Source organism: Legionella dresdenensis (assembly GCF_042649825.1).
Classification (GTDB): domain Bacteria; phylum Pseudomonadota; class Gammaproteobacteria; order Legionellales; family Legionellaceae; genus Legionella_C; species Legionella_C dresdenensis.
In genome coordinates this window covers 30,971-55,823 of record NZ_JBHSAB010000002.1, presented here as the reverse complement: position 1 = coordinate 55,823, position 24,853 = coordinate 30,971, and the positions used below count along the sequence as shown (strand labels likewise).

Below are 24,853 nucleotides of genomic sequence, written 5' to 3'. Positions count from 1 at the left end.
TTCCAACAGCTATGATTAATAAAGAAAAATGGGATAAATTAAACGATTGGATGAACCGTCTTGGTATTCATGAAACTGATCTTATTGAAAAATTTATTATCGGCAGCGGTAAAGGCGGGCAAAAGTTACATAAAACCGCATCGACAGTTTATTTGAAACATCTCCCGTCAGGTACAGAAATCAAATGTCAGGAATCCAGACGCCAGGAAGATAACCGCTATTTTGCACGAGCAAGATTATGCGAAAAGCTTCATTCTTTCATTACCGATGAAAAAACCAAAGAACAACAAAAAATTGAAAAAATGAAACGGCAAAAGCAGCGGCGCTCAAGACGAACCAAACAAAAGATATTAGAGGGAAAAGCCAGGAAAGGTGAAATAAAATCGTTACGGAAACCGCCACGCTCGGACGAGTAACTATTAACCCGCATTACGCCGCGTGCATCAAGGCCTTCTACTCATCAAGCAGTTTACATACTCGCCATTAATAATTGCCTGATATTCATCAGAATGATATTGCTCTAAAAATACCGAGATGGATTGCGGCCCCCAACCTTCCCTTAACTCGTTAATTGAAGTCGACTCATTACACATTGCAATTTGCAGTGCTGACCAAAGGCCATAATACAATTTGACTAATGGAGTATAAAATTGAAGACGTTTAATTTCCTCAGCATACAGCTCTTCATCCTGGCTATTAAAATAACTTAAAGCAAAAGCTGTTTGCTGCTCAAAAGTTAATTCTGACATGGCTGCTAATATTGCCAGGTCATACATTCGGTCATTCATCCCGGCGTACTCCCAATCAATTATTTGATAATTACGACCGGCAACAGGCGATGCTAATTTGATGAAATTGGTTGGAGTGATGTCATTATGGCAAGGGCTTAATGCGATCTGTTTGCAAAATAATTGACTCATTTTCCGGTGCAGCTCTTCAATATGAACTTTAATCTTATCAAGCGCTATTGAGGATAAATGACCATCAGCAAAACAGGGAACAGCCTGAATACCGTTAACTTGTAAAGTGTCAGACATAAGATTTAAGCGAGTAAAAATATTAAACTCATTATTAAACTCTATATTTGAATCATGTAATTGCTTTAAAACAGGCAATACCTGCTGCTGATGCATATGGAATGTATCAAATTGCAATGTTTCGCCCTCTATGAAAGGCTCCACTTTATAACCACTCATTTCACCTTCAGAATACACTTCACCGCCGCCAGGATATAAACTGTGGCTCACCAACTTGGTGATTGTATCTGCTTCTGCTCTTCTATCAATTAAATGCCCTGAATCCCTGCCGGGAACACGAATAAATAGATTTCTCGTATTATCTTTTAATCCATGATTGGTAATACCTCCAAGATACGATAAAGTTATTTGCTCTGCCGATTTAAAAAAGCGGGTCCTGTTGAGCAGAGAAAGACTTTTTTTCAATTGTTTTTCAGAAATGCCGGAAGGTAGATTGGATATTCGTATTTTAGGCATAAAAATCCATAGATAAAAAAAACGCATATACAATATTCTAAATCCTTCCGAGTTAAATTTGTCAATTAAAAATTCAATTAGTTTGTGAAATTCACGGTATCTTACAAACTTGCTGCTCTAAAGGGCACAAATAACAAAACTGCACTGGAAAATAAGCTATAAAAACGCTTTGAAAGGACAATAATATCTTCCATGGCAAGATAGTGTTGTCTATTGATTATTTAACGGTATTTTACGGAAACTTACTGCCAGACGATTCCATCCATTAATTGCAATAACCGCCATTGTCAGATCTACCGCTTCTTTTTCACTAAAATGCTTAAGCACTTCCTCGTATACATCATCCGGTACATGCGTTTCTGATAGTAATGTCACTGCTTCAGCCCAAGCCAAAGCTGCTCGTTCAGGCTCAGTAAAAAACGGCGCTTCCTGCCATACAGCAACTGCATTTAACCGTCTTTGCGACTCGCCGGCTTTCAATGCATCCGCACAATGCATATCAACACAGAATACGCAGCCATTAATTTGTGAAACTCGAAGCTTTATCAGCTCAAGAAGTTTTTTATCCAGACTACATCGATTCACATATCCTTCAAGCCCCATCATTGCCTTAATCGCATCTGGCGACGTTTTGTAGAAATCTACTCTTGAATTAGTCATTCCTGTCTCCCTGAGTTTTCAAATAGTATGAATCCATTACATATAATAGCCTATCCTGCAGAAACCATAACTATTTGGGATATAGCAATTCACTCGACATTAATATATTTTATACGTCTTTAATTTTTAAGGAATAAAAATGCACAAACTCACTTTTGAGCAATGCATACGACAAACACTGTTTTTACAAAAAGCCTCCAAAGTACGTTGCGAACAGGCAAAAGAGCAAGAAGCCAGTCAACCCAAAAAGCAGCCTTCCAATTCTGCATATCGCATGTGGTCTGCAGAAGATAATTGTCATGAATTAGCTCAGATGGTTTTAAAAAATCTTGAAGAATGCGGCAGTCTGCCAGACCATAAACCAGGGTAAATGTATAATGTGATTTCCATATTTTGCTGTGATGCGCTGGCTTTGTTAACGATTTACTGGTAATTTCAAGAGAGTAGTAATAAATGAAGAAAGGAATACCATTTAAGTAGGAGTCATACATGCTCGGTTTCACTGCCCTTGAATTAGCCAGAATTCAGTTTGGATTTACCATATCATTTCATATTATATTTCCAGCAATCACAATTGGCCTGGCTAGTTATTTAGCGCTTCTTGAAGGTCTGTGGATTTATAAGAAAGACGTTATCTATCGTGATCTCTATCATTTCTGGGTGAAAATATTTGCCGTTAATTTTGCTATGGGTGTGGTATCCGGATTAGTCATGGCTTATCAATTTGGTACCAACTGGGCTAATTTTTCTTCTTTCGCCGGCACCATTACCGGCCCCTTATTAATGTATGAAGTGTTAACCGCATTCTTTCTTGAAGCAGGTTTTCTGGGAGTAATGCTTTTTGGCTGGCATAGAGTTGGACCGGGATTACATTGGTTTTCTACGATTATGGTAGCTCTTGGTACATTAATCTCTGCAACCTGGATCCTTGCTTCTAACAGCTGGATGCAAACACCGCAAGGTTTTTCCATTGTAAATAATCAGGTTGTACCTGTCTCCTGGCTGGAAGTTATTTTCAACCCTTCGTTCCCTTATCGGCTAGCGCATATGGTTATGGCGGCCTATTTGGCAACGGCTTTATTTGTTGCAGCCTCTGCAGCCTGGCACTTGTTAAAAAGGAACAACAGCCCTGCCGTAAAACTCATGTTTTCCATGGCATTATGGATGATTACGATAGCGACGCCAGTGCAGGTAATTCTAGGTGATCAACATGGCTTGAATACACTCAAATATCAGCCTGCAAAAATTGCAGCAATTGAAGCCCATTGGGAAAATAAGCCAAATGAACCGGCGCCTTTGCTTTTATTTGCGCTCCCCAGTATGTCAGCAGAAAAAAATTATTGGGAGTTTGGCATACCTTATCTAGGTTCACTTATTCTGACTCACCATTTAGATGGACAGATTCCAGCGCTGAAAGAGTTTCCGCCTGAAGACCGGCCTAACGCAACCATTGTTTTTTGGTCGTTCAGATTAATGGTAGGACTTGGCCTGTTAATGTTTGGCTTAGGCTTGAGCAGTCTTTTTTTACGCATTAAGAAGAAGTTATACCAATCAAAATGGTTCTTAAAATTTGCCCTTCTTATGGGGCCTTCCGGTCTTATTGCTATTCTTGCCGGGTGGTATACTACGGAAATAGGACGTCAACCCTGGCTTGTTTATGGTCTGATGCGCACAAAAGACGGCGTATCAAATCATTCAAGCCTGACGTTATCATTATCGCTTATGATTTTCATAGTAGTTTACATGGCTGTATTTGGTGTAGGCATTAGTTATTTATTAAAATTAATCGCCAGAGGCCCGAAAATTACCGGTGAAATTGAAGCGCCTGATTTAAACAATCTCCATAGACCTGCGCGGCCTTTATCTGCCGCGCCTGATGAAGTCGATCCGGTTATTGAAACAAACAAAGAGAAGGAGTAATAACAATGGGAATTGATTTACCTCTCATTTGGTTTCTGATTATTGGTTTTGGTTTGATGATGTACATTGTTATGGATGGTTTTGATCTTGGCATTGGCATTCTCTTCCCTTTTATTTCCGATAAAGAAGAACGGGATTTGATGGTCAATACTGTAGCTCCCGTCTGGGACGGGAATGAAACCTGGCTGGTATTATGCGGTGTAGGCATATTGGCGGCGTTTCCCAAAGCATACGCCACTATTCTCACTGCGCTTTATTTACCCCTTATTTTAATGCTTTGCGGGCTTATCTGGCGAGGAGTCGCTTTTGAGTTTCGTTTCAAAGCAACAGAGAATCATAAGCCTTTTTGGGATAAAGCGTTTATCTGGGGTTCCTTTGTTGCCACGTTTTTTCAGGGTGTAAGTTTAGGGGCTTTTATTAATGGGTTTAAGCTCGAATTTCAGGGAAGCGAAATCGTTTTTATCGGCGGCAGTCTTGACTGGCTTACTCCTTTCAGTGTGTTTACCGGCTTTGGTTTGGTAGTAGCTTATGCTCTTTTAGGCTGCACCTGGTTAATTATGAAAACCGAAAATCAATTGCAAAAAAAGATGTTAACGATTGCCAAACCGGCTTTACTGCTTTTGCTGATGGTTATAGTAATAGTTAGTATCTGGACGCCGCTAAGCCATGAATACATTGCCAATCGCTGGTTTTCTCTGCCTAACCTGTTTTTGCTCGCGCCATTTCCTTTCATAGCATTTGCCGCTGCCTGGTTTATGTATAAAAAATTAGGCCAGGAAACACATACTGCACCTTTTATTTTAACATTAATCATTATTTTCACTGGATATTTAGGTTTGGGTATCAGCCTGTGGCCGGATATTATTCCTCATATTTCGATGCGTGATGTTGCAGCGCCCGAGCAAAGTATGGGATTTGCCCTGGTCGGCGCCCTGTTTATTATTCCTTTTATTCTTGTATATACCTCTTGGGCTTATTACGTATTTCGCGGCAAGATCAATTCTAATGAGGGTTATCATTAATGAAAACGCCGCTTTGGAAACGTTGGGGTTGGTTAATAATAATCTGGACCAGTAGCGTGTGTGTATTAGCGTTAGCAGCCCTTTTTTTTCGCTGCCTTATGACGTGGGCCGGGTTTAAATCGTAAGGTTGGGTCGTTCCGACCCAACAAATAATATATTCAAATGAGAACCATTTGCTCTTTAACCCCTGAAGATAAAATAAGCTGCTGCAATCATGCATAAATCTGCATAAGAAAATTCATCCCGAGGTTTTTTGCTCCGTATAACTCACTATCCTAAACATCATACTTTATTCCAAATCAAACATAGCCGGGTACAAGCATTAATCAATTATTTCTTTCCTTGTCTTTCTGATTTCCCGTTTAACTTTCTCTTTTATTGGCTTAAGCGCTTTTTCAATTAAAGAGAATGTTCGCTCGCCTCGATGAATTAAAGAGGTTTCTTCACGTATATAATCAGGATTATCTCTGGATGCGGATAACCAATTAAATGAACCCACAATTATCGCTTTATCGTCAATGGTAATAATTTTGGAGTGGACTCGCTCAACCAAAAAGACATTTGCACCAGCAGCAGTTAATGAGATTAAAATTTCTTCAAAATATTTATTATTTTTATTTAAAAATGGATCCGTATAAATGTTAATCGTTATTCTGGAAGAGTTATCAGCAATATGCTGTTCAATATCATCATATTTAATTGCGCTTTTAGTTAAATAGGGTGAAATAATATTTAACACATACTGTGCATTAGTAAAACAACTGATTAATTGCTGTCGGTGTTGTCTTAAAGAGATAATCACTTCAATTTCTTCGAGCTTTGCCTCAGCCAATGGAGGTATAGAGATATCTATAATTTCATTATGTTCGCTGGCAAATAAATATTTTGCTAACAGTGATGATGGACTGTTTCCAGATGGATTAAATATATCCATATCACCAAAAACCAGAAAAGAACGTTTAGCGCGAGATACAGCAACATTCAACATATTAGGAGTCTTATCAAAGAAAAAATTGACTTGATTATTATCTGCTGAATACACAGGAGAAAAAATAATAATGTCCTTTTCAGCTCCTTGCAGGGAATGAACAGTCCCGACTTTATCCAAGCATATTCCATGTTGGAGAAGTGCTGCCTGTATTTCATTCCTTTGTGCTGCAAAAGGTGTGATGATTGCCAAACAATCATCGAGCTCCTCTTGTTGGCAATCATTTAAAATTTTATTTTTATTTTTAGCTACCCAATCAGCAATTATTTTAGCTTCTGTTTTATTACACCGGCTACCGCCTGATTTCTCTTCAAATCCTTTAAAATGCGCATACCCCATCCTTGGAAATACACTTTCCTTTTCTATGGCTAAAGGAATAAGTTGGTTGTCATAACATAGCTCATTACAATAGTTAATAATATCTTTAGGGCAACGTCGATGCTCCAACAAAAGCATTCCAGGCAATTTTTGATCTTGTAAATGATATTTTGTCTTACGTTGGCCAACTATTATTAAATTTCCATAGGACTGCCCCGTATACGGATTACCTGAGCAAAGAATGCCTAAATTTTTTAATTTATCGTATTCGGAATTATTTTTACATAACAGAAATTTTTTGGCATTTGCAATATCTATATTTTCAGGAATTTTAAAAACGGGCTCAATTTGCATAGCATCGCCAACCAAAAGAGCTTTTTTAGCGATAGAAATCATCGCAGCTGATAAAGCGGGTAATGCCTGCCCAGCTTCATCAATTATTAATAAATCTATAAAGTTGTTTAGGGTTTCAAATTCTTTTGATGGAGCCAGATAACTAAAAAATGCTGGCCCTGTATAAAAAGTAGTAACAAAACAAGGTGTTAACATCGATTGGATTTGCCAATACTTTTGCCTGCCCACAAGAGTTTTTTCGAGTGAGCGTACACTAGAACTTTCCAATAACCAATTAGCCTCCCAATAGTGAGAGGTTAGAACAAATAGCTCGTATCGTAATGTTTTATCCAACTGACAATTGATATGTTGTAAATCCGTATAGTCATATATTTTGTCTAATAATATTTCAAAACCTAATTGCTTTTCTAAATTAAACTTTTTTTCATTAAAATCTTCTGTAATTTCTCTTATAGCATTAAGTTGAGATAATTTTTCTTGGTTTTGTTCACGTGCAAGTTTGTTTGTGTTTATTTTTTTTTCAAAATACACATCTACTTTTTCAGGAATATCAATTAGTTCATCAAAAAAGAGATGCTCTTGAGCTGTGAATAATTTCGTTTTTTCACTAAGCAACGTCTTTATAAAAGTAAATGAACGGAATATTTTTAACCATTTAAGTTTTGTCGATTGATATAAAAACCAACGTGCTCGTAATTCTTTTATATTATGCTTTAGGAGTTCAAGATTCGCTCTCTCATCTTCATGCGATTTTATTAAAATATACAGTGACTGAAGGTTATCAGCATATTGCAATAATTCGTTTTGAATTGATTTATAACTCACAACTAAGTTAATTGTCTCTGTCAGGAGGATTTTCTTGGCTATCAGTTGCTGATGTATATATCTTATGCAACTCTGCAAGTCTTTTTCTTCTTTATTAAAACAAGCATTAAATTGATCTAAAAAAAACAAAGTTGCCGACACTCTATAATCTTCGTCATAAAAGCGAGCAAGTGAGCCAGCGTCTTCTTTTAATAAAGCATAAAGGTAACTCTTTTTTTCGGCATCCTCCTTTTTTAAGGATGAACATAAATAAGTTCCGAAACTATTGATGTCAGGAAGCCATCGATTTTCTAAAATCGATTCTTCTTTGGCTTTATTAAAGCTATCTAGAATATTAGTCACCGCAAGATTATTAGTTGATGAAGCTACAATCAAGGGCGGCATTTTTTTCTCAATAGCAGCTTCTACCCATTGCGATGCAATAACTGAGAGAAGCAAAGTTGTTTTACCTGTACCAGGTGGTCCATGAATAGTAAAAATTTCGTTATCATGTTGGTACAAGTGATAATTCATACTTAAGCGCTGGCTTTTGGATAAGGGGTACTTTTTTTCCATTTGCCCTAGATGTTTCTGATTAGTTAATAAAAGATCTGTAAAATCTATATTACTAATTTTGCTTTCTGTCTCATCTCCACTAAATGATAAAAAAGATTTTAATAAAGAAGGAAGCTCTCTATTTTTAGTAAACAAGTATTGATCGTATGTATTAAGAATCGGCTTCACGGCATCTTGAGTTGTGACAAGAGGGAGGATATATCCTTTTTCTAGTAGTAAAAAATTCTGTTTTTCAAATATATTGGGCTCTTTCTTAATGATTAATTGCAAAAGGTTATGGGCAAAATTAAAAAAAATGTTCCAATCCTTTTTTTCAGAGTTAATGATCTCATTGTTGGTTATATAATAATTATCAACATCCCTAATATCACCAATGATAGGGAATCCAAGATTTTTCTCATTCATTTCGTTAGGCGAAAGACATCTTCTTTCTAACCATGGGTAAGTATTTTCCTCATCTGGTAAAAGTATTCCATCTTTGGTTAATACAGCCGTTAGCCACAACGGAAAGCACTCCTTAATAGTGTTTGCACCTATTTCTCTGGTATTTTCATATTTTTTAACTGCAGTGTAGGGGGCAATGATAACTGGTAATTTTTTTATATTTATCTCAGTTTTATTATGATCAGAGAAACGATTTTTTTTCCGTATCAGCTCTTCTGCTTCTAAAAAGAATCGTTGGATATCAGGAGCTGGCAAATTACCCGAAGCAAAGTGATTTAATGAAAAACTCGCTCCCTTTCGCATTGTTTTAGGCGACAGGCCTAACTTACTTTCATCAGCTAAAGAACTTCGCCAATAATGAAGCAAATTAAGTGCACTATCTCTGTTGTTAAAATCAATTGAATCCGCAACTATTTCATTTTTGGCTTCCAGAGGGCATTCTGGAAAATCTGTCAGATTCTTTGATTTTATACGTGAATCGATTGCTTTTTCAGTACGTTCTAAAATTTGAGAAATTTGTGAAATGGACGTTTTTTGCTGGCAGAGATAACTTAAAATCAAGTCCTCTTTATCTGTCCACGTAATAAAAGAACGTTTAAACAGTTTACGTGCATTTATAACATAGGGCTCTGTTCTATTATCGGTTTGAGGTAACTGAGCGATAAGTTCGTTGATATTTATCATTGATTGTCTAATTGAGAATAATCCTTTATTTTATTTTTAACTAGTCTAATGCCGTTAACAAAGGAAAGGTTAATGCTTTCCTATTCTAACAAAATTTTATGGCAGGCTAAAGAGGTGCAGATCTTCGCAGAAAGCCAATGAAGAAAAACCATACCGCTAAATTCTCATCAAGCGCAGCCTGAGGTAACGCAGGACCGTTACCCTGGCTACACTAATAAAAACGGCGATAACTTACCTCCTTTTTTTGCTGGTCTTTTGCCTGAGCGAAGGCGGTTAAATGCATTAATTAATAAAAGTAAAACCTTAAAAGATAATTTATTTTCTATGTTTGCAGATCTGTAGCTAAATCATTGATTTTAAATGGTGAACTCGGAGGAAATCGAACCCGCGACACCTGGTTCGAAGCCTTATACTTACAGTATAAAACATTATAAATCAATTAGTTGGGAAGCATAAAAGTACAAAAAACTGCTAAAAGCCGCCTAGAACTGCTATGCTCTATCACAGTAATTTCAGCGCTTTAACCTGTAACTCAAAACTACAACATGAGGGCCCTTGATGAAACAGCGGAAACCTTTCGTAACACTTTTTGTTTTAATGCTCTACTTTATACAAGGACATGCTAATGAGGACTTCTCTGCGAAAGTTGAGCGCTTTGAGTTAACCACTGTGCCTATGATAGGGACGACTGCTGCCGGGCAACAAATTGAATTGGGAGGATTTTCCGGTTTGCGATTTCTAGGAAAAACAGCCGATGGAAAGTTGTTGTTTCTAACACATACTGATAGAGGACCTAATCCAGAATTTTACATAGACCAAGGAAAAGTAAAGCGTCCATTTCCGATTCCTGATTTTAACCCACGTTTAGTAATTTTAGTGGTCGATCCCATTAATAAGACTCTCCAGCTGCGCAAGCAAATTCCTCTTAAAAATTTTGTTGATAAACTCATAACGGGGCTACCTCGTTCAGCTACGCATAATGAGCAACCTGTTGATATTTCTGGAAAAAATATCCCATTTGACCCGTTAGGCATGGATTTAGAAAGTATTGATGTAGCTGGTGATCAAAGTTACTGGATGGGGGATGAATATGGGCCATCAATTGCTCATTTCTCACCTCAAGGCCAGCTAATAGAATTATTTTCTCCTGGGAAAGGATTACCTCAAGTACTCGAACAACGTCAGTTAAACCGCGGTTTTGAAGGGCTTGCTTTACAAGGAGAGAAGGTCTATGCCTTAGTCCAAAGTCCCTTAGATAATCCGAAAAGCAAAGATGAGCGGAATGGAAAAAAATCAAAAAACATTCGTCTTATTGAGTTTGATAGTCACAGTAAACAAACAACAGGCCAATTTCTTTATTTGCTTGTAGACAAAGAGGCTGATCGTCTAGGTGATATGGTTTCTCTTGGTAATGGACGTTTTTTGGTTATTGAGCAAAACATTAAAACAGATGAGCATATTGATAAGAAAATTTTCCTGATTGATTTAACCCAAGCCACCAATCTGGAGGCTTTAGATAACAATATTATCGGGGCAGGGGGGAGCCTGGAAAGTTTAACCCCTAAGGAAATTAAAGCGAAGGGCATTCAACCGGTACGTAAGCAAGAAATATTGAATCTTGCAGCACTAGGGATTAAAGACTCCAAAGTTGAAGGCATTACTGTAGTAGGGCCGAATCAAATTGCCTTGATTGTAGATAATGATTTTTCTTTAGATGGTACTTTAGACAGAACACATGGCATAATCGGTTTACAAAAAAACAAAACGAATTTTTATTTGATAACGCTCCCCAATAAACTCTAGTCGTTAAGGCTAAAAAACCGGGTATATACCCCCCCTGACACCTAGGTTCGAAGCCAATTTGATCAATTTGGAAAATCAATAAAATCAATTAATTAACGAATTATTAAGATGCCTTTTACTGCTTCAAACAGCCTGTAACAACAGTAGTTATACTACTGTTTGTTACAAATTTGCTACATCATTTATTTAGTCAATTAGCAGATTAACAATCAAACGAATAAGAATATCTTTTTGATTCGGATTACTTTCAGCAACCAGCAGCGCCAGGGCGACCAAACCATAATAGCATCAAGGTTATAGTAATCAACTTGATAAGTTTTACCATCTGAGGCAGTTGTTGCAAATTTTGCAACAACTGCTTCTTTATCCAATTCATTAATTTGAAATATATTTTTTAAATGACGAGAAATAACTGATTTATCGCGCCCAAACAAATGCACCATCTGGGCTATAGTTAGCCAAACCGTTTCGTTTGCAAGACTAACATCAAGTTCAACATGCCCATCTTTAGCGGTATAGATAACAATTTCTGACACATAAGCCTCTTTAGAATTAGTTGCTATTTTAACTAGAAATTTAATTGTATCGCTTTACTTAGCAGAATGAAAAATATTCCTAATGGATATTGAATCAATGAACAGGTCCGGATTGTATCTGTAAATTCAATAATATTTGACTGTTGCTAAATTTTGATTTTTTTCATGAAGAATCTCCTTCGGTATCGGTTACGAACAATTCTACTTTTGACATCATTAATTTTGCGGTGGATTACCAATCAAATACACCCAAGCCATTTTTTCTTTCTCTGTCATAAATCACTCATTGTAGTAATCAAAAAAATCAAAAATTTTATTTTATCTTATATTTATCAATGGATTAGATAAATTTTGACCCGGGTCAGCCTTTATCTTTTAATGCGTTTTTTTATTCAATATGATTTTCAGATTTTTAAAGGATCCAATCATCTGTATTTGCTTTAGCTTTTTTCTGAGCAGCAAGCGAGACTTATTCTAAGTTCTGTGGACATTCCTTCAATTTCTTTAAATGATAAAGCTAAAAACCGCCAAAAACTGCATATTCATATCTCAGTGATGACACATTAGTTTTGATTCTTTTACTACTCAATGGTTAAAGAGCTTGTAAAAAGATATTATAAATGTTCGGCAGTTTTAGTGTGAAATGATCATCTAACATAAAAAAATGAAAAATATGAATAAAATAATTGGGCTATTTGGCTCTACCCCAAATGTAGGGGCGCTTTAATCAGATTATAGTAATCTAACTCTTTGATTCCCCAATCAAAAGAGGATTAAAGTGCCGGGAAAAGATATTATCCTAAATTTGCCTGGTTACACAATAACCAAGGTGACAGGAAACAATCCTGTTTATATACGAGTAAATTATAACCGAGTAGTACGCTGTATTTACTGTAATGAAAAGCGGTTAAGGAAGAAGGATAGTTTTGAGCGTAAGATACGCCATGAGTCTATAGGATTGCGTTATAGCTATATACTGATCAAGGCGCATAAATTTCAATGCTATGGATGTAAGCGCTATTTTAATCAGCGTTTTCCAGGGATAGGTAAATACCAGCGAGCTACAGAAAGCTTGCGAAAAGAGGTGTTTCATCATCACACAGAGGGGGTTAGCCAAAAGGATTTAAGCCCTCATTTCCATACAGGCAAATCAACGATAGAACGCTGGTATCATTATGGTTATGAACGGCAGGAGAAGCGAATTACCTCACCTTTATGCCCTAGGGTGTTAGGTATCGATGAGCATTTAGAGTGCTTTGTGGATGAGTGAAGTGCCCCCGGATTTGGGGAAGACCCTTAAAATGGCGCGCTCGGAGGGACTCGAACCCCCGACACCTTGGTTCGAAGCCAAGTACTCTATCCAGCTGAGCTACGAGCGCATGGGGTAAGGTGATGGTGGGTCGTATAGGAATCGAACCTATGACACAAAGGTTAAAAGCCTTCTGCTCTACCGACTGAGCTAACGACCCATATGAAACACTGTACAAACTATCTTTGGCTGTTGCCACCTTAAAATGGTGGGCCGTATAGGAATCGAACCTATGACACAAAGGTTAAAAGCCTTCTGCTCTACCGACTGAGCTAACGGCCCAAAGAGGGTGCAATCATAACTTATCGGTAGAAAAATTCAAGTACTTTTTTCGATATTTTTTAATTAATGGTGGCTGAGTGTGTAAATTATGGCTACTGGCCAGTACTTTCCAACCGTCATTTTGCAATGCATTTATCTTGTTTAACAGCGCTGTCTGCGGAACCAGTAATAGCAGAACATCTGCACCCATTGCGCCGCAGCCTTTTATGGCTGACACATTGTCAGCGCCTTTCATTTGTTTAACAATTTCCAGCGTATGGTGTGCCGTTAACCCTGACCGGGCTAATTCATGCTGATAATCATTAACAGCCTGAACTAAAAGGTTGCTGTTTGCTGTCTCAAAGGCGAGTTTTGCCTGTTCGCTGATTGCTGATAGCCTTTCAACCGGGTAATCTGGATTTATCGCCTGTAAGTGGTGATGTGTGGCCAGTTTATGGCCGCTGTGGAGTAGTAAAAAGCCGAGATCGGCAAATGGCCAGTCAAAATTTTGCATTAAATTTTTTTGGCGGTTGATATAAACACAGCCATGTTGCGTCTGCGCCAGCACATCATAGCCGCTGGGCTTTAACCCCCTGCCTTGCCAGGCGTTCTGATAATAAGCCGTCAATAAACTGTCGCAATCAGGCTCGATACCCTGGTTTTCGCAATCAGCCAGATAAACACCGATGAATTGTGCACTGGAAGCGCCCAGGCCGCCGATTCCCTGATAAGGATCATGCCAGTCTATTGCCTGCGTTATGTTGCTTTGCGACAACCAGAGGCCTGCTGGCGATTCGGGGTGGATTGTCTGTTCAGCATAATCAGTAAGAGTTAACTGAAAACAGGGGCTTGTCGTAAGAATAATTGCTGCGCCGCCAGCAATAGCGGCGTATTCCCCGACCAGAAAGGTTTTGGCTGGAATATGCCAGTTCATCAGGCCACCGGTTGTTGTCTGATTTCCGCCAACAGTTCCCGGGCATTATTTAAGCTTACCCGTTTATTATCAGTTAACCAGCGTTGCAAGCGTTCTTTCAGGATTGGCATTTCATGTTCAGCAGCGCCAGCGACTAATAACAAATTATCAATATGCAGCTTCATATGGCCTTTGATAATTCCATCGGTGCATAACGCTCTGATGGCGCCAAGGTTCTGCACCAGACCAACGGCCGCAATAATGCTTGATAAATGATTGGCTGATTCTATACCCATCATCCGCAAACATAATTTTGCGGTGGGATGCAAAGATGTAACGCCGCCAACAGTACCAACAATGATTGGTGCGGTGAGTTGGCCGGTTAATCGGCCGTCATTATAGCGCCAGCGCGTAATTGCTTCATACTGGCCATTACGGGAAGCGTAAGCATGGATACCCGCCTCCACTGCACGCCAGTCATTGCCGGTTGCTATCAGTACCGGATCAATGCCATTCATTACCCCTTTATTGTGCGTAGCGGCGCGGTAAGGATCCATCTCAGCGAACAATGACGCTTCTTGCAAACGCTCGCCAAGCTCGCTGTCAACGTCATCAATTACGACCTGCGCGGTAGTAAGCTTTTGATCGTTCAGATTGGAAAGAATACACATCGTCACTTGTTCGCCAGTCAGGTTTTCGAGCGGTGTTTTCAGGTATTCCAGCACCTGATTAATGATATTAGCCCCCATGGCATCACAGCTGTTCATAGTGAGATGAACAACCGCCATATCAAATCCATCACCGCGCGCCAGCCGCCTTAAGTGTAAATCCACTACACCGCCGCCACGACGCACCATATTCATGGCAACATCTTCATTCGCTTTTTCAATAAAAAACTGCCTGTTTTCATTAAAAATACGCTCAAATCGCTCAAAATCCTTCACTTTAGCCAGCTGGATCTGGCCTATAATGCACTCGCCTTCAACCCAGGTAGTAATTTCTCCCTGCTGCCTTATCCATTTGGCGGTTTTGGATAGTGCAGCAATAATCGAAGTCTCTTCCACAGCCAGCGGGATCACATAATCACGGCCATCGATACAAAAATTGGTCGCTACACCTAAGGGCAATTGAAAATATCCAATAACATTTTCAATTAACTTGTCAGCAAGCACGGTATCTTTGACACCGCCATCGCGCAGGAACTCAATATCCTCAACAGTCAGTGCGCCCAATTGCAGCAGGCGTTGAAACCGCTCTGCCCTGTCTAGCCGGGAAAAACCTTGAAATAATTGACTGGCCTGGTTGCTTATTGGCATGCCTTCTCCTTTAAATCACTTAAAATCCGGCTACCGGTACAAAACATAGCAACCCGCAATTCATATTCAACAGATATCATAAAATCATACACTTCTTGTGCGCTTATCAGAGCCGCTTCAAGAACCGGTTTGGCAAAACCGACTGTCGTTGCTCCTAACGCGAATAATCTTGCGGCATCTAATCCATGACGCACACCGCCTGAACCCCATACCTCAAAATCCGGACTAATCGCCGCTGCATTCTGCAAGCTTTGCAACGTACTTATTCCCCAATTTTTAAAGGTAACCGCGGCTTGCTGGCGAACTTGATCATGGCTGGCACGGCCGCCTTCAATTCTGCCCCAATGAGTTCCCCCTGCTCCGCTTACATCAACAGCCGCGACGCCAAGATCGTTTAAACGCTGTAACGTTACTTTGGAAAAACCGCAACCGGTTTCTTTAACAATGACCGGTACCGGGATATTTTCAACCAGTTCTGCTAACGCCCGCCAGCAGCCTTTAAATTGTGGAGTACCTTCCGGTTGAATAACTTCTTGCAGCGGATTGCAATGGATAATCAGGGCATCGGCTTGCAATGAGTCGATTAATTGTTTGATTTGGCTCAAGGGCGCCTGAATTAACTGGGCAATTCCCAGATTGCCAAATAACGAAACGTCAGGGAAATCACGGCGGAGCGGCTGCCATTCAAATGCCGCTTCGCGATCAAATAATTCACGCCGCTGTGAACCAACCCCCATTGCCCATCCGCTGCGAGCGCACGCTTCAAGCAGATTCCGGTTAATTGCAGCGCCGTCGGTATGGCCGGCAGTCATTGAGCTGATTAAAAAAGGGGTAGTTACTGGTTTACCAAAGCGCGCAGCACTGATATCAATGTCGCTAAAATCGAAATCGGGCAACGCTTCATGAGTTAGCTGGATCTGGTCAAGCAAATTAAGTTCACGGGCTTGATTAGCAGGCAACAAGGCCAATTTGATATGATCCTGTTTACGCTGTTCAAATTGGCTGTGATTGTCTTGCATGCAAATACGCCTATAATCAAAATGGTTCGTATTTTAGCATAATCAGGTGAGAATGCGCAAAAGTCTGTCCGGGTATTAAAAGGAGTGTTGGGCTGCACGTTGTTTAGCCCAACACTCTATTTTTTAACAGAAATAATTATAATCTGGGTGCGGAGATTTCTGTCTCAGCCAGTAATTCATTGGCAGTCTGCTTGAATCCGCTGGTTTTGTGGAACAAAGGGCCTATGGCAAAAAACCGCCAGCCAGACTTGGTTTCATGATCGCTTTGAGCGAGTTGGCCAAATGATTCTATTTTATCCATGATTTGACCTGCGGTTGTTTCTCTACGGGCAGCAAACTCTTTCAATTCGCGAATCAAATTATCGCGTTGAGAGGAGCGCGTGATACGAGATCTGTTAATATAGGCCGAGTCTTTACCAAATTTTTTCTCAATTAATTCTTGTAACCGCTTTTTGTAATCTTCCTGGATAATTTCCTTAAGCTCATTCAGGGCGTTATGCATTTCATTTTTTACTCTTGTTTCCTGCACGGGCGTTAAAACAGCAGACGGCTTTCTTACACTTTTTGCAACTGCTTCATTAACTGATTGAAAAATCCCATAATCATCAAGCGGCTTAATTTTATTTTCCATCGCTTGTTGAGCTTGAAACTGCCCGCTGACATCATATTTTCTGATTAAGTAATCAACAATTTCCAGCCGCTGTTTGGGACTAAATAAAGGAATCTCTGTGTTTCGAGCTTTCTCAAAAAGGTTATCTCTAAACTGTCCTCCGCCCTCACCACCGTTTATTACCAGTTTAAAAAACTGGATAGCAGGTTCTATCTCTGAGTCATCAAAGGTGCGCATTGCGTTTCTGGCAGCCTCTCTCCATGCCGCATAGTGCTCATTAGACGCCTGGAGTATTTCCGGGGGTACTTCCTGTGATTGATATTGCCACAGATTGAAAATACTTATTTCAGGAAGCTGTTCAAAAAGATCTGCTATTTCATCCCTACGTACAGTAAATAGATCAAACGCCCAATTGTTGTTTAGCCCCCCCTGACTGTTATGTATATCGTTATTTGAACCTGGCATATTACTCTCTGCAAAACAATCACTCTGATTAATATTTTACTCCTGAAACATTAAGGAATACTTAATGATAACTTTTAAAGCCGGCAATCGCTTTGTGCCGGACAATTTTTTTGTATTACATGCAGGTTGGGTCGTTCTGACCCAACATTACCAATTTCCACTCAATTTCTGGCTTGGAGTGCTTGATAAAAAGCTTGTTGGGTCAAACGACCCAACCTACAAAAATTGTCTGTGCAAAACCGCAATTTGTCCTTCCGACCCAACATTCCCAGTTCTTCAGGCTAATATTTTTTCTAATAAAAAATAGATATCGTTCAGACGGGTATTAAATCGTCCAAAAAAGTACATAATATTATAAAAACCCAGTACCTCAGTATCGAGGGTTGCAAAACGTTCAGGTTCTTTGTTGATTGCACGGACCATTTCATCGGTCAGATTTATTGCCGGTAACATGGCTGGCGCATCCTGATTAAGCAGACGTTGTTTCAGACATTGCAGATTATGCCGGGTTGCATCCAGTGCTTTTTTGACTTTATCCATATCTTCTTTGGTCAAATCAGACGCAAGCCAGCCGTAAGCATCCATTAAACTGATTGCATACTGGGTACAAAATGCAGTTTGGGTAATCAGAAAATAGAAATTTTTTCGGCTCATGCGATGAAACAGAATCTCATAACTGATTGCCAGCGAATTTTTCCTGATTTGCTGAAAATCATAAAAAAGCTGCTGGCTGGTGATAATCTGGTTGGTTTGCTTATTGTCAAAAGCCAATTGCAAGGAGGCGTCGATTTTATCGAAATGACCGGCAAAAAGAGCCGCAACATCAGTGCGTACCGGTAAAAAAAACCTTCCGACAGCAAGGGCGATTAATGCGCCAATCGCCGTATCAACAATACGCGCCCACAGCAATTCAAAAGTCCATGCGCCGGCCATTGCAAACAAAAACACGACAAAGCCGGTCATGGCAAACACACCCAGAATATTATATATCTGCAGCAGATACACCGCGAAAAACACAAAAAGCAATAATGCGCCAAGAATAATAAATTGGTTCTGCGGCAGAATCAGATAAAGTAATGTACCAGCCGCACCGCCTAAAACAGTCATTGCAACACGTTCAAATGAGCGTTTTAAGCTTTCTCCCCAAGTCTGAGTAATCAGCGCCATGGCAGTAAGAACTGTCCAATAACCACGCTCCATATGAAACAGATAACTGATAAATTCGGCTATAGCGACTGCCGCTGCAGCCTGTATTCCCATACGGGTAGTATTACTTAGTTGCTGCATTAGCGCCCCGCATTAACAGAGTTGAATGTTCATTAAACAAGGCAAAACTGAGTTTCAGATTAAGTAGCGCCATAATTAATGAGGGTTCAAATTGTGCATTTTCCCGGCTGAACTGCTCATTAATTTTTGCCAGCGAAACAGCATGTCTGGGAGTCGTAACCGTATAATTTTCATCGATTTTTACCGAGCTGAAAAAACGGACAAAATCACGGTTTATCCGGCTTAAAACCAGCCTGAAAGCCGGACTGAGTTTATAGTCATGAATTTTCAATAGCCGGTAGGAGTCAAGCATCATGGAATAGGCATGAACCAAGGCGTACATATGAACCATAGTTTCGCTGAATCGGGTTTGCCGAACAGCAAATGCCTCGCTCTGCAGCATGGCGTAATTGCTTTCGATCATACGATTCAGACTTCGTTTGACTACTACAAAATTTTCGCGCTCAAAAGGCTGCATGCCTGTTGTCAGCAAATAACGCCGGACATCATACAGCCCCTCTGCCAGCAGCCTGAACAAACGGTTGGAGTTAGCAATAAACAAACGGGGATAATCTTCCGGGAAAACCAGAAGATACACCAGACCGCCGATAACCAGACCGGCAATCAGGCCGTGGATATGGGCCAGGGTTTCCTCAAGCGGAACAGACGACATATTAGTGGCCATAAAACACAACACCCAGATCATCATCGGCGTCATACTCGCCTGCAAACCAAAGCGCCGGATATAGTTTACTGCAAAAGCCAATACAATAAATAACAACGCTTTCAGATCAGGATGGTCGTGAACGCTTAATCCCAGAACTGCAACAAAAAAATAAACCAGATTAAAAAAAATGACATGAATTATTTGCAGATAAAAATTACGGGCGACAACTCCCTGCATCGACAAACCACAAGCTGTGCTTGCCATCAATTTGGATAATATCGGCTCATTACGTACCGCAATCAGGGTAAGCATAATTGCCAATACCGTTTTAAAAGCATGTTTAAGGCGAAAATAACCAGGATCGATATCCCAAAAAAAAGTCTGGAGCCGTTCAACTGTTATCATTTTTTTACAGGCACTTTGCTGCCGGGAGTGGTTTCGTATTATCCTAGGCTATTTCCGGTAACAATAGCAATTATGACAAAAGTCAAACCACAAACCCGGCTTACTTATAATGCAGAGCAAAACTGTCTGCTCTGTGAAGGCCCCTGGTCAATTACCAGAATTGATCATTTGCAGCGACAGGAACTCCCTGCTCTTGAAAACAGTGATATTGTCATCAATGGCAAAGATATCACTCATTTTGACAGTGCCGGCGCGTTCATGCTGCGGCAGATTATCGAAAGTCTGAAAAAGCAGGGGAAAAAGGTTCAACTCGAGGATTTTACTGACCGGCAAACGGAGCTCCTTGATCTGCTTGACGATAAAAAAGAAGTTATGGCTTACCAGGTACCGCCTGCCAAGCCCAAAAATATCTTATACCGCATCGGCAAAGAAACGATGTGCAAATTAACCCAGGCTGATGGTTTTATTATTTTATTAGGCGATCTGGCCACGAAAATTTTTGACGCGCTGGGACATTGGCGGCGATTCCGTTTGCCGGGGATTGCATCAAATATCGACTCCGCCGGCATTCAGGCACTGCCTATTGTGGGATTGCTCGCTTTTCTGATTGGGGTGGTTTTGGCCTATCAGATGGGGTTGCAACTGCAAACTTACGGCGCAAATATTTTTATCGCGTATTTATCCGGCATGGCCATTTTTCGGGAATTCGGTCCATTGATTACCGCAATTATTGTCGCGGGCCGGACCAGTTCTGCTTTCACAGCTCAAATAGGCACTATGAAAGTCAACGAGGAAATCGACGCCCTTAACACCATGGGGCTTTCGCCTACCGAATTACTGGTCATGCCAAAAGTTTTCGGATTATTGCTAGTGTTTCCACTGCTGATTTTTTGGGCCGACCTGTTTAGCATCCTGGGTGCGATGTTTATGTCAAAATCAATGCTTGGCGTCGGATATTATGATTTTCTGGCCCGCCTGAAAGATTCTGTCGGCGTAAAACAGTTCTTATTGGGCTTGTACAAGGCGCCCGCATTTGCTCTGCTGATTGCTATGGTAGGTTGTTATCAAGGGTTTCTGGTACAATCAAATTCAGACAGCATTGGCAGCCAGACCACGCGCAGTGTTGTTCAATCCCTGTTTTTAATTATTATTGCTGACGCGGCATTTTCCGTGATTTACAGTTGGATGGGCATTTAATGAGTGATCCGGTCATTGAAATCAAAGGCTTAAAAAATTATCTTGGCGGCCACTGGGTACATTCAGATGTCAATTTAACCGTCAATAAAGGCGAAATTCTGGCGATTATCGGCGGCAGCGGCAGCGGAAAAACAACTATCCTTCGTTGTCTGCTGATGCTATTAAAACCAACTGAAGGCGAAATAAAGATTTTTGACAAGGATATTTCAACCCTATCAAACCAGGATGCTGCCCGCCTAAGGCAGCGGTGGGGAATGTTATTTCAGCACAGCGCTCTGTTTTCCTCCATGACGGTGCTGGAAAATATCATGTTCCCCATGCATGAATTTACCGATCTTGATAAAAAATTTCTCGAAGAGCTAGCTATGCTTAAAATTGCTCTGGTAGGATTACCAAAAGATGCGGCAGGCAAATTTCCTTCTGAATTAAGCGGCGGTATGCAGCGGCGGGCAGCGGCAGCCCGGGCAATTGCCATGGATCCGGAGTTATTATTCCTTGACGAACCAACAACCGGCCTGGATCCGCACAGCGCGAGAAAATTTGATGAACTGGTGGTTTTTTTAAGGGATACCCTGAATTTAACCATTGTGATGATAAGCCATGACATGGAATCATTAAAACATGCTACTGATCGGGTAGCTTTTATTGGCGATGGTAAAGTATTAGATGTTGCACCAATCAATGAATTGATGAAGAATAACAATCCTATGATTGCTGATTACTTTAGTAAGATATAACGTTCGGAGTTTATTTTTGGAAGCGAAAACCAACTACACAATGGTCGGCCTGGCAGTAATTATATTAACGGTAGCGTTGATTTCTGTTGCCCTTTGGCTATCGGTTGGCTTCGACCAAAAAAATTACACTACTTATGCCGTTTATATGCACGAAGCCGTATCCGGCTTAAGTGAAGACTCGCCGGTCAAGTATAATGGCGTTCAAGTCGGTCAGGTTCGTAAAATTGAATTAAGCCATATTGATCCCCAACAGGTAAAGATTCTGTTGAGTATTGAAGAAGGTACACCCATTACAACCAGTACAACCGCAACCCTGATTTCACAAGGTATAACCGGAACAACCTATGTCGGGCTTTCGGCCAGTTCATCAGATTTAACGCCGCTCCGGAAAATTCCCAAAGAACCTTACCCCATTATTCCATCGCGGCCTTCGCTGTTTAATCAGCTAGACAGCGTATTGAAAGAGGTATCAGAAAACGTTAATGCGGTCAGTATTGAAGTCAAACGCATCTTTGACAGTGAAAATGCCAGAAACTTAAAGAAATCGCTTGCCAATCTGGAAACGTTTACTGAAGTATTGTCGGCAAATAATCAAAATATTAGCCAAAGCCTGCAAAACACCAATATTTTGCTGCGTAATATGGCCAATGTCAGCAATCAACTGCCGGAAACCATGCAGGATTTACGCAGAAGCGCAGACAAAATCGGCACGATGGCTACAGATATCAGTAATGCCGGCAAACAAGTATCGGCGACGATGGACGCGGGCAAAACAGCGCTTGATAAAATTTCCCAGCAAACTATACCGCCCGCCGTAGTATTGCTGCGCCGGCTTGACAATATTGCTGCCAATCTGGAAAAAGTAAGCTCAGAAATGCGCCAAAACCCATCCGTCATCATTCGAGGAACGGCACCATCCAAACCTGGGCCAGGAGAATAACCTTGAGAAAATTAGTCTATTGTTTGTTAGGCAGCTCTTTACTCCTGCTGACGGCGTGCTCGCCTGTCAAACAGGAAATAACGAACCAATACAAACTAAGCGCGTTTAGCGCCAAACGCATGACCAGACAAGCTGGCAGCCATACTATTCTGGTTACTCCACCGGAAGCAGCGGCTGGTTATCAGACTGAGCAAATGCTGTATTTGAAAAAGCCTTATGAAATTAATGCATTCGCCCATAACGCCTGGTTTGATGAACCCGCTGACATGTTATTACCCTTGATGGTGCAAAGCCTGCAATATTCCGGTTATTTTTATGCTGTTGCCTCAAGCCCAAGCGCTGAGCGGGCTGATTATCGGCTTGATACCCAGCTGATTGAATTGCAACAGAACTTCCTGACCCGGCCAAGCCAGTTGCAATTTACAGTCAAAATCGTGCTTACCCGAACCAGTGATAACCGGATAATTGGTTCCCGGCTAATCAGCAAGCGGATACCCTGCGCTGCCGACACGCCTTATGGCGGCGTTGTTGCAGCGAACGCAGCAACCAGACAATTTACTGCGGAGCTTGTTACGTTTATTATTAGCCACACGAAATAGATTATTGTACAATGTGCCGCCACAATGGCGTTTAAAAATAATTCAGAATAATTAGGAGAATAGAGGATGAAAGCTAAATCATTTGTTAAATTCGGACTTGTTGCAGCAAGTATGGTCCTACTCGCATCCTGTTCTAAAAATCCACACGGCGGTTATGGCTATGCTGACGGCGATGCAGCAGCCCATGGTCTGGGTCAGTTTACCCGTTTTGCCGGCCAGGAGCCAGGTGAATCCTATACAACTCAGGCACCGCATAACCAACGTTATCTGTTCTCTTATGACGATAGTACATTTGCTCCAAAATACATGGCTTCCCTGGATGCCCAATCCGACTACCTGAAATCACATCCAGGCGCGCGTATTCTGTTAGCAGGACACACTGACGAGCGCGGCAGCCGTGAATATAACATTGCCCTTGGCGAGCGCCGTGCCAACACTGTCGCTGACTTAATGCGTATGGCCGGTGTCAGCCGTGATCAAATCCGGGTAGTCAGCTACGGTAAAGAGCGCCCTGCCAACTTTGGCCATGACGAAGGCTCTCACATGCAGAACCGTCGTGTTGAGTTAACTTACGAGGCAACCCGATGAAGCAATTGCCAAGCCTGATTCTGGCTTTATGGTTTAGCTGCCTGCTACCGGCCCCGGCTTTTGCCGAGGCGCCGGTCGTTGACGACAGCGAAAACTTTGCAATTCTTGACGACCAACAGGCCGCAGCTGAGCGGCCTGTGGCCAATGGACGGTATGATGATTCCAATGCTGAAGAAGAAATTGCTTTAGCACAGGATAATGGTGAAATTGGCGATAATGCCAGTAACATGAGCGTAGCTGCCAAAGTACAAAGCATGCAGCAGGAAATCCGCGAATTACGCGGGCTGCTTGAAGTTCAGGATCACCAGCTTAAACTGCTGCAACAGCAACAGCTCTCGTTTTACAAAGACATTGATGCCCGATTAAACAGCGCTGCAACGGCTAAAAATACATCAACGCCGCAACCAACACAATTGGACATAGGCGGCACACCACCTGCTCCGGCAGCAGCCTTACAACGCCCCGGCCTGCCGCCGTCAGCGTCTCGTTCATTCACTGCGCCGGTCATCCCTGCCGGTACGGGCCGGAATAATCCGGCTGATGAGCAAATCAGTTACATGTCTGCTTATGACCTGGTGAAGAACAAACGATACGATGATGCATTAATTGCCATGCAGAATTTTGTCAGTCAATATCCTAATGGCGGTTATACGGCAAACGCACAGTACTGGCTGGGTGAACTATATATGGTTAAAAGAAATTATCCTGAAGCCATAAGCCACTTTGAGACGGTGCTGAAACAATTCCCGGCATCGAGTAAGGCCGCAGCCTGTACACTCAAAATTGGTTATGCCCAGGCAGCGTCCGGCAGAAAAGCCGAGGCAAGACATAGTCTGGAACAGGTTATTAATAATTATCCCGATACCCCAACAGCACAATTGGCGGCAACCAAGCTGAAATCAATTAGTGCTTCATGAGTTTTGTGCAGGTTGGTCGTTTCGACCCAACCTGCAAAGTTT

The 24,853-nt window shown here is 41.1% G+C and carries 24 protein-coding genes, 3 tRNA genes and 1 pseudogene; 15 read left to right on the top strand and 13 right to left on the bottom strand.

Features of this window, described 5'->3' with window-relative positions; translation table 11 throughout:
• Positions 1-11 precede the first annotated feature (11 nt).
• The gene (locus ACFORL_RS02990) at positions 12-416 is read left to right on the top strand and encodes a peptide chain release factor family protein (protein ID WP_382340968.1); all 405 of its coding nucleotides are present in this window, start codon (positions 12-14) and stop codon (positions 414-416) included.
• A gap of 27 nt (positions 417-443) precedes the next feature.
• Here the strand turns inward: ACFORL_RS02990 and ACFORL_RS02985 are convergent, their stop codons facing one another.
• Positions 444-1,493, bottom strand: coding sequence for a phosphotransferase (locus ACFORL_RS02985; RefSeq protein ID WP_382340966.1), 1,050 nt, complete (start codon positions 1,491-1,493; stop codon positions 444-446).
• Positions 1,494-1,703: 210 nt separating this feature from the next.
• Positions 1,704-2,153 (bottom strand): carboxymuconolactone decarboxylase family protein, encoded by a 450-nt coding sequence (locus ACFORL_RS02980; RefSeq protein ID WP_382340964.1) that lies wholly within the window; start codon positions 2,151-2,153, stop codon positions 1,704-1,706.
• Positions 2,154-2,292: 139 nt separating this feature from the next.
• On the opposite strand from ACFORL_RS02980, the gene ACFORL_RS02975 reads away from it, so the two are divergent.
• From ACFORL_RS02975 to ACFORL_RS02960, 4 genes are all read left to right on the top strand, one after another.
• Positions 2,293-2,523 (top strand): hypothetical protein, encoded by a 231-nt coding sequence (locus ACFORL_RS02975; RefSeq protein WP_382340963.1) that lies wholly within the window; start codon positions 2,293-2,295, stop codon positions 2,521-2,523.
• A gap of 119 nt (positions 2,524-2,642) precedes the next feature.
• Entirely contained in the window at positions 2,643-4,073 is a 1,431-nt protein-coding gene (locus ACFORL_RS02970; protein WP_382340961.1) for a cytochrome ubiquinol oxidase subunit I, read from the top strand.
• Between the two features lie 5 nt (positions 4,074-4,078).
• Complete coding sequence (gene cydB / locus ACFORL_RS02965; RefSeq protein ID WP_382340959.1) at positions 4,079-5,095, top strand: cytochrome d ubiquinol oxidase subunit II; 1,017 nt, start codon at positions 4,079-4,081, stop codon at positions 5,093-5,095.
• Positions 5,095-5,220, top strand: a complete 126-nt coding sequence (locus ACFORL_RS02960; protein ID WP_382340957.1) for a DUF2474 domain-containing protein — start codon at positions 5,095-5,097, stop codon at positions 5,218-5,220. The genes cydB and ACFORL_RS02960 overlap by 1 nt, the downstream gene beginning before the upstream one ends.
• Positions 5,221-5,417: 197 nt before the next feature.
• On the opposite strand, the gene ACFORL_RS02955 is transcribed toward ACFORL_RS02960, so the two are convergent.
• Entirely contained in the window at positions 5,418-9,263 is a 3,846-nt protein-coding gene (locus ACFORL_RS02955; RefSeq protein WP_382340955.1) for an AAA domain-containing protein, read from the bottom strand.
• Positions 9,264-9,413: 150 nt separating this feature from the next.
• On the opposite strand from ACFORL_RS02955, the gene ACFORL_RS02950 reads away from it, so the two are divergent.
• Both ACFORL_RS02950 and ACFORL_RS02945 read left to right on the top strand, forming a co-directional pair.
• Entirely contained in the window at positions 9,414-9,605 is a 192-nt protein-coding gene (locus ACFORL_RS02950; RefSeq protein WP_382341116.1) for a HipA N-terminal domain-containing protein, read from the top strand.
• 216 nt (positions 9,606-9,821) lie between these two features.
• Entirely contained in the window at positions 9,822-11,066 is a 1,245-nt protein-coding gene (locus ACFORL_RS02945) for an esterase-like activity of phytase family protein (RefSeq protein WP_382340953.1), read from the top strand.
• A 209-nt stretch (positions 11,067-11,275) separates the two neighbouring features.
• Here the strand turns inward: ACFORL_RS02945 and ACFORL_RS02940 are convergent, their stop codons facing one another.
• Complete coding sequence (locus tag ACFORL_RS02940) at positions 11,276-11,602, bottom strand: hypothetical protein (RefSeq protein ID WP_382340951.1); 327 nt, start codon at positions 11,600-11,602, stop codon at positions 11,276-11,278.
• A gap of 778 nt (positions 11,603-12,380) precedes the next feature.
• On the opposite strand from ACFORL_RS02940, the pseudogene ACFORL_RS02935 reads away from it, so the two are divergent.
• Positions 12,381-12,848, top strand: a pseudogene (locus ACFORL_RS02935) (helix-turn-helix domain-containing protein); the annotation flags it as partial.
• 56 nt (positions 12,849-12,904) lie between these two features.
• Here ACFORL_RS02935 and ACFORL_RS02930 read toward each other — a convergent pair.
• The 7 genes from ACFORL_RS02930 to ACFORL_RS02900 form a co-directional block, all read right to left on the bottom strand.
• A tRNA-Arg gene (locus ACFORL_RS02930) sits at positions 12,905-12,981 on the bottom strand.
• Positions 12,982-12,995: 14 nt separating this feature from the next.
• Positions 12,996-13,071 (bottom strand) — tRNA-Lys (locus ACFORL_RS02925).
• Between the two features lie 46 nt (positions 13,072-13,117).
• Positions 13,118-13,193: transfer RNA gene (locus ACFORL_RS02920), tRNA-Lys, on the bottom strand.
• A 13-nt stretch (positions 13,194-13,206) separates the two neighbouring features.
• The gene (locus ACFORL_RS02915) at positions 13,207-14,106 is read right to left on the bottom strand and encodes a hypothetical protein (RefSeq protein WP_382340950.1); all 900 of its coding nucleotides are present in this window, start codon (positions 14,104-14,106) and stop codon (positions 13,207-13,209) included.
• Positions 14,106-15,401, bottom strand: coding sequence for a hydroxymethylglutaryl-CoA reductase, degradative (locus tag ACFORL_RS02910; protein WP_382340948.1), 1,296 nt, complete (start codon positions 15,399-15,401; stop codon positions 14,106-14,108). The genes ACFORL_RS02915 and ACFORL_RS02910 overlap by 1 nt, the downstream gene beginning before the upstream one ends.
• Complete coding sequence (gene fni, locus ACFORL_RS02905) at positions 15,392-16,420, bottom strand: type 2 isopentenyl-diphosphate Delta-isomerase (protein ID WP_382340946.1); 1,029 nt, start codon at positions 16,418-16,420, stop codon at positions 15,392-15,394. The genes ACFORL_RS02910 and fni overlap by 10 nt, the downstream gene beginning before the upstream one ends.
• 136 nt (positions 16,421-16,556) lie before the next feature.
• The gene (locus ACFORL_RS02900) at positions 16,557-17,495 is read right to left on the bottom strand and encodes a hypothetical protein (protein WP_382340944.1); all 939 of its coding nucleotides are present in this window, start codon (positions 17,493-17,495) and stop codon (positions 16,557-16,559) included.
• Positions 17,496-17,559: 64 nt separating this feature from the next.
• Between ACFORL_RS02900 and ACFORL_RS02895 the strand changes: the two genes are divergently transcribed.
• Positions 17,560-17,802, top strand: coding sequence for a hypothetical protein (locus ACFORL_RS02895; RefSeq protein WP_382340943.1), 243 nt, complete (start codon positions 17,560-17,562; stop codon positions 17,800-17,802).
• Here the strand turns inward: ACFORL_RS02895 and ACFORL_RS02890 are convergent.
• Both ACFORL_RS02890 and ACFORL_RS02885 read right to left on the bottom strand, forming a co-directional pair.
• Positions 17,772-18,782 carry an FUSC family protein gene (locus ACFORL_RS02890; protein ID WP_382340941.1) on the bottom strand — a complete coding sequence of 337 codons (1,011 nt, stop codon included), beginning with the start codon at positions 18,780-18,782 and terminating at the stop codon, positions 17,772-17,774. The two genes, ACFORL_RS02895 and ACFORL_RS02890, sit on opposite strands and share 31 nt — an antisense overlap.
• Positions 18,766-19,833 (bottom strand): hypothetical protein, encoded by a 1,068-nt coding sequence (locus tag ACFORL_RS02885; RefSeq protein ID WP_382340939.1) that lies wholly within the window; start codon positions 19,831-19,833, stop codon positions 18,766-18,768. The genes ACFORL_RS02890 and ACFORL_RS02885 overlap by 17 nt, the downstream gene beginning before the upstream one ends.
• Positions 19,834-19,905: 72 nt before the next feature.
• Between ACFORL_RS02885 and ACFORL_RS02880 the strand changes: the two genes are divergently transcribed.
• From ACFORL_RS02880 to ybgF, 6 genes are all read left to right on the top strand, one after another.
• Positions 19,906-21,030 carry an ABC transporter permease gene (locus tag ACFORL_RS02880; RefSeq protein ID WP_382340938.1) on the top strand — a complete coding sequence of 375 codons (1,125 nt, stop codon included), beginning with the start codon at positions 19,906-19,908 and terminating at the stop codon, positions 21,028-21,030.
• Positions 21,030-21,767, top strand: a complete 738-nt coding sequence (locus ACFORL_RS02875; RefSeq protein WP_382340936.1) for an ABC transporter ATP-binding protein — start codon at positions 21,030-21,032, stop codon at positions 21,765-21,767. The genes ACFORL_RS02880 and ACFORL_RS02875 overlap by 1 nt, the downstream gene beginning before the upstream one ends.
• Before the next feature lie 16 nt (positions 21,768-21,783).
• A complete protein-coding gene (locus tag ACFORL_RS02870; protein ID WP_382340935.1) occupies positions 21,784-22,707 on the top strand; it encodes an MlaD family protein in 924 nt (307 codons plus the stop codon).
• A gap of 2 nt (positions 22,708-22,709) precedes the next feature.
• Positions 22,710-23,306: an ABC-type transport auxiliary lipoprotein family protein gene (locus ACFORL_RS02865; protein ID WP_382340933.1), complete on the top strand. Its 597-nt coding sequence runs from the start codon at positions 22,710-22,712 to the stop codon at positions 23,304-23,306.
• A 66-nt stretch (positions 23,307-23,372) separates the two neighbouring features.
• The gene (pal, locus tag ACFORL_RS02860; protein ID WP_382340931.1) at positions 23,373-23,894 is read left to right on the top strand and encodes a peptidoglycan-associated lipoprotein Pal; all 522 of its coding nucleotides are present in this window, start codon (positions 23,373-23,375) and stop codon (positions 23,892-23,894) included.
• Positions 23,891-24,811, top strand: coding sequence for a tol-pal system protein YbgF (gene ybgF / locus ACFORL_RS02855; protein WP_382340929.1), 921 nt, complete (start codon positions 23,891-23,893; stop codon positions 24,809-24,811). Before pal ends, ybgF begins: the two co-directional genes overlap by 4 nt.
• Positions 24,812-24,853 lie beyond the last annotated feature (42 nt).

Excerpts from the sequence above, each read along its gene's own strand:
- ACFORL_RS02975 (WP_382340963.1), top strand. The coding sequence starts at position 2,293 with ATGCACAAACTCACTTTTGAGCAATGCATACGACAAACACTGTTTTTA.
- ybgF (WP_382340929.1), top strand. The coding sequence starts at position 23,891 with ATGAAGCAATTGCCAAGCCTGATTCTGGCTTTATGGTTTAGCTGCCTG.
- ACFORL_RS02970 (WP_382340961.1), top strand. The coding sequence starts at position 2,643 with ATGCTCGGTTTCACTGCCCTTGAATTAGCCAGAATTCAGTTTGGATTT.
- ACFORL_RS02910 (WP_382340948.1), bottom strand. The coding sequence starts at position 15,401 with ATGCCAATAAGCAACCAGGCCAGTCAATTATTTCAAGGTTTTTCCCGG.
- ACFORL_RS02880 (WP_382340938.1), top strand. The coding sequence starts at position 19,906 with ATGACAAAAGTCAAACCACAAACCCGGCTTACTTATAATGCAGAGCAA.
- ACFORL_RS02960 (WP_382340957.1), top strand. The coding sequence starts at position 5,095 with ATGAAAACGCCGCTTTGGAAACGTTGGGGTTGGTTAATAATAATCTGG.
- ACFORL_RS02900 (WP_382340944.1), bottom strand. The coding sequence starts at position 17,495 with ATGCCAGGTTCAAATAACGATATACATAACAGTCAGGGGGGGCTAAAC.
- ACFORL_RS02890 (WP_382340941.1), bottom strand. The coding sequence starts at position 18,782 with ATGCAGCAACTAAGTAATACTACCCGTATGGGAATACAGGCTGCAGCG.
- ACFORL_RS02955 (WP_382340955.1), bottom strand. The coding sequence starts at position 9,263 with ATGATAAATATCAACGAACTTATCGCTCAGTTACCTCAAACCGATAAT.
- cydB (WP_382340959.1), top strand. The coding sequence starts at position 4,079 with ATGGGAATTGATTTACCTCTCATTTGGTTTCTGATTATTGGTTTTGGT.
- ACFORL_RS02990 (WP_382340968.1), top strand. The coding sequence starts at position 12 with ATGATTAATAAAGAAAAATGGGATAAATTAAACGATTGGATGAACCGT.
- fni (WP_382340946.1), bottom strand. The coding sequence starts at position 16,420 with ATGCAAGACAATCACAGCCAATTTGAACAGCGTAAACAGGATCATATC.
- ACFORL_RS02875 (WP_382340936.1), top strand. The coding sequence starts at position 21,030 with ATGAGTGATCCGGTCATTGAAATCAAAGGCTTAAAAAATTATCTTGGC.
- ACFORL_RS02985 (WP_382340966.1), bottom strand. The coding sequence starts at position 1,493 with ATGCCTAAAATACGAATATCCAATCTACCTTCCGGCATTTCTGAAAAA.
- ACFORL_RS02980 (WP_382340964.1), bottom strand. The coding sequence starts at position 2,153 with ATGACTAATTCAAGAGTAGATTTCTACAAAACGTCGCCAGATGCGATT.
- ACFORL_RS02885 (WP_382340939.1), bottom strand. The coding sequence starts at position 19,833 with ATGATAACAGTTGAACGGCTCCAGACTTTTTTTTGGGATATCGATCCT.
- pal (WP_382340931.1), top strand. The coding sequence starts at position 23,373 with ATGAAAGCTAAATCATTTGTTAAATTCGGACTTGTTGCAGCAAGTATG.
- ACFORL_RS02945 (WP_382340953.1), top strand. The coding sequence starts at position 9,822 with ATGAAACAGCGGAAACCTTTCGTAACACTTTTTGTTTTAATGCTCTAC.
- ACFORL_RS02915 (WP_382340950.1), bottom strand. The coding sequence starts at position 14,106 with ATGAACTGGCATATTCCAGCCAAAACCTTTCTGGTCGGGGAATACGCC.
- ACFORL_RS02895 (WP_382340943.1), top strand. The coding sequence starts at position 17,560 with ATGATAACTTTTAAAGCCGGCAATCGCTTTGTGCCGGACAATTTTTTT.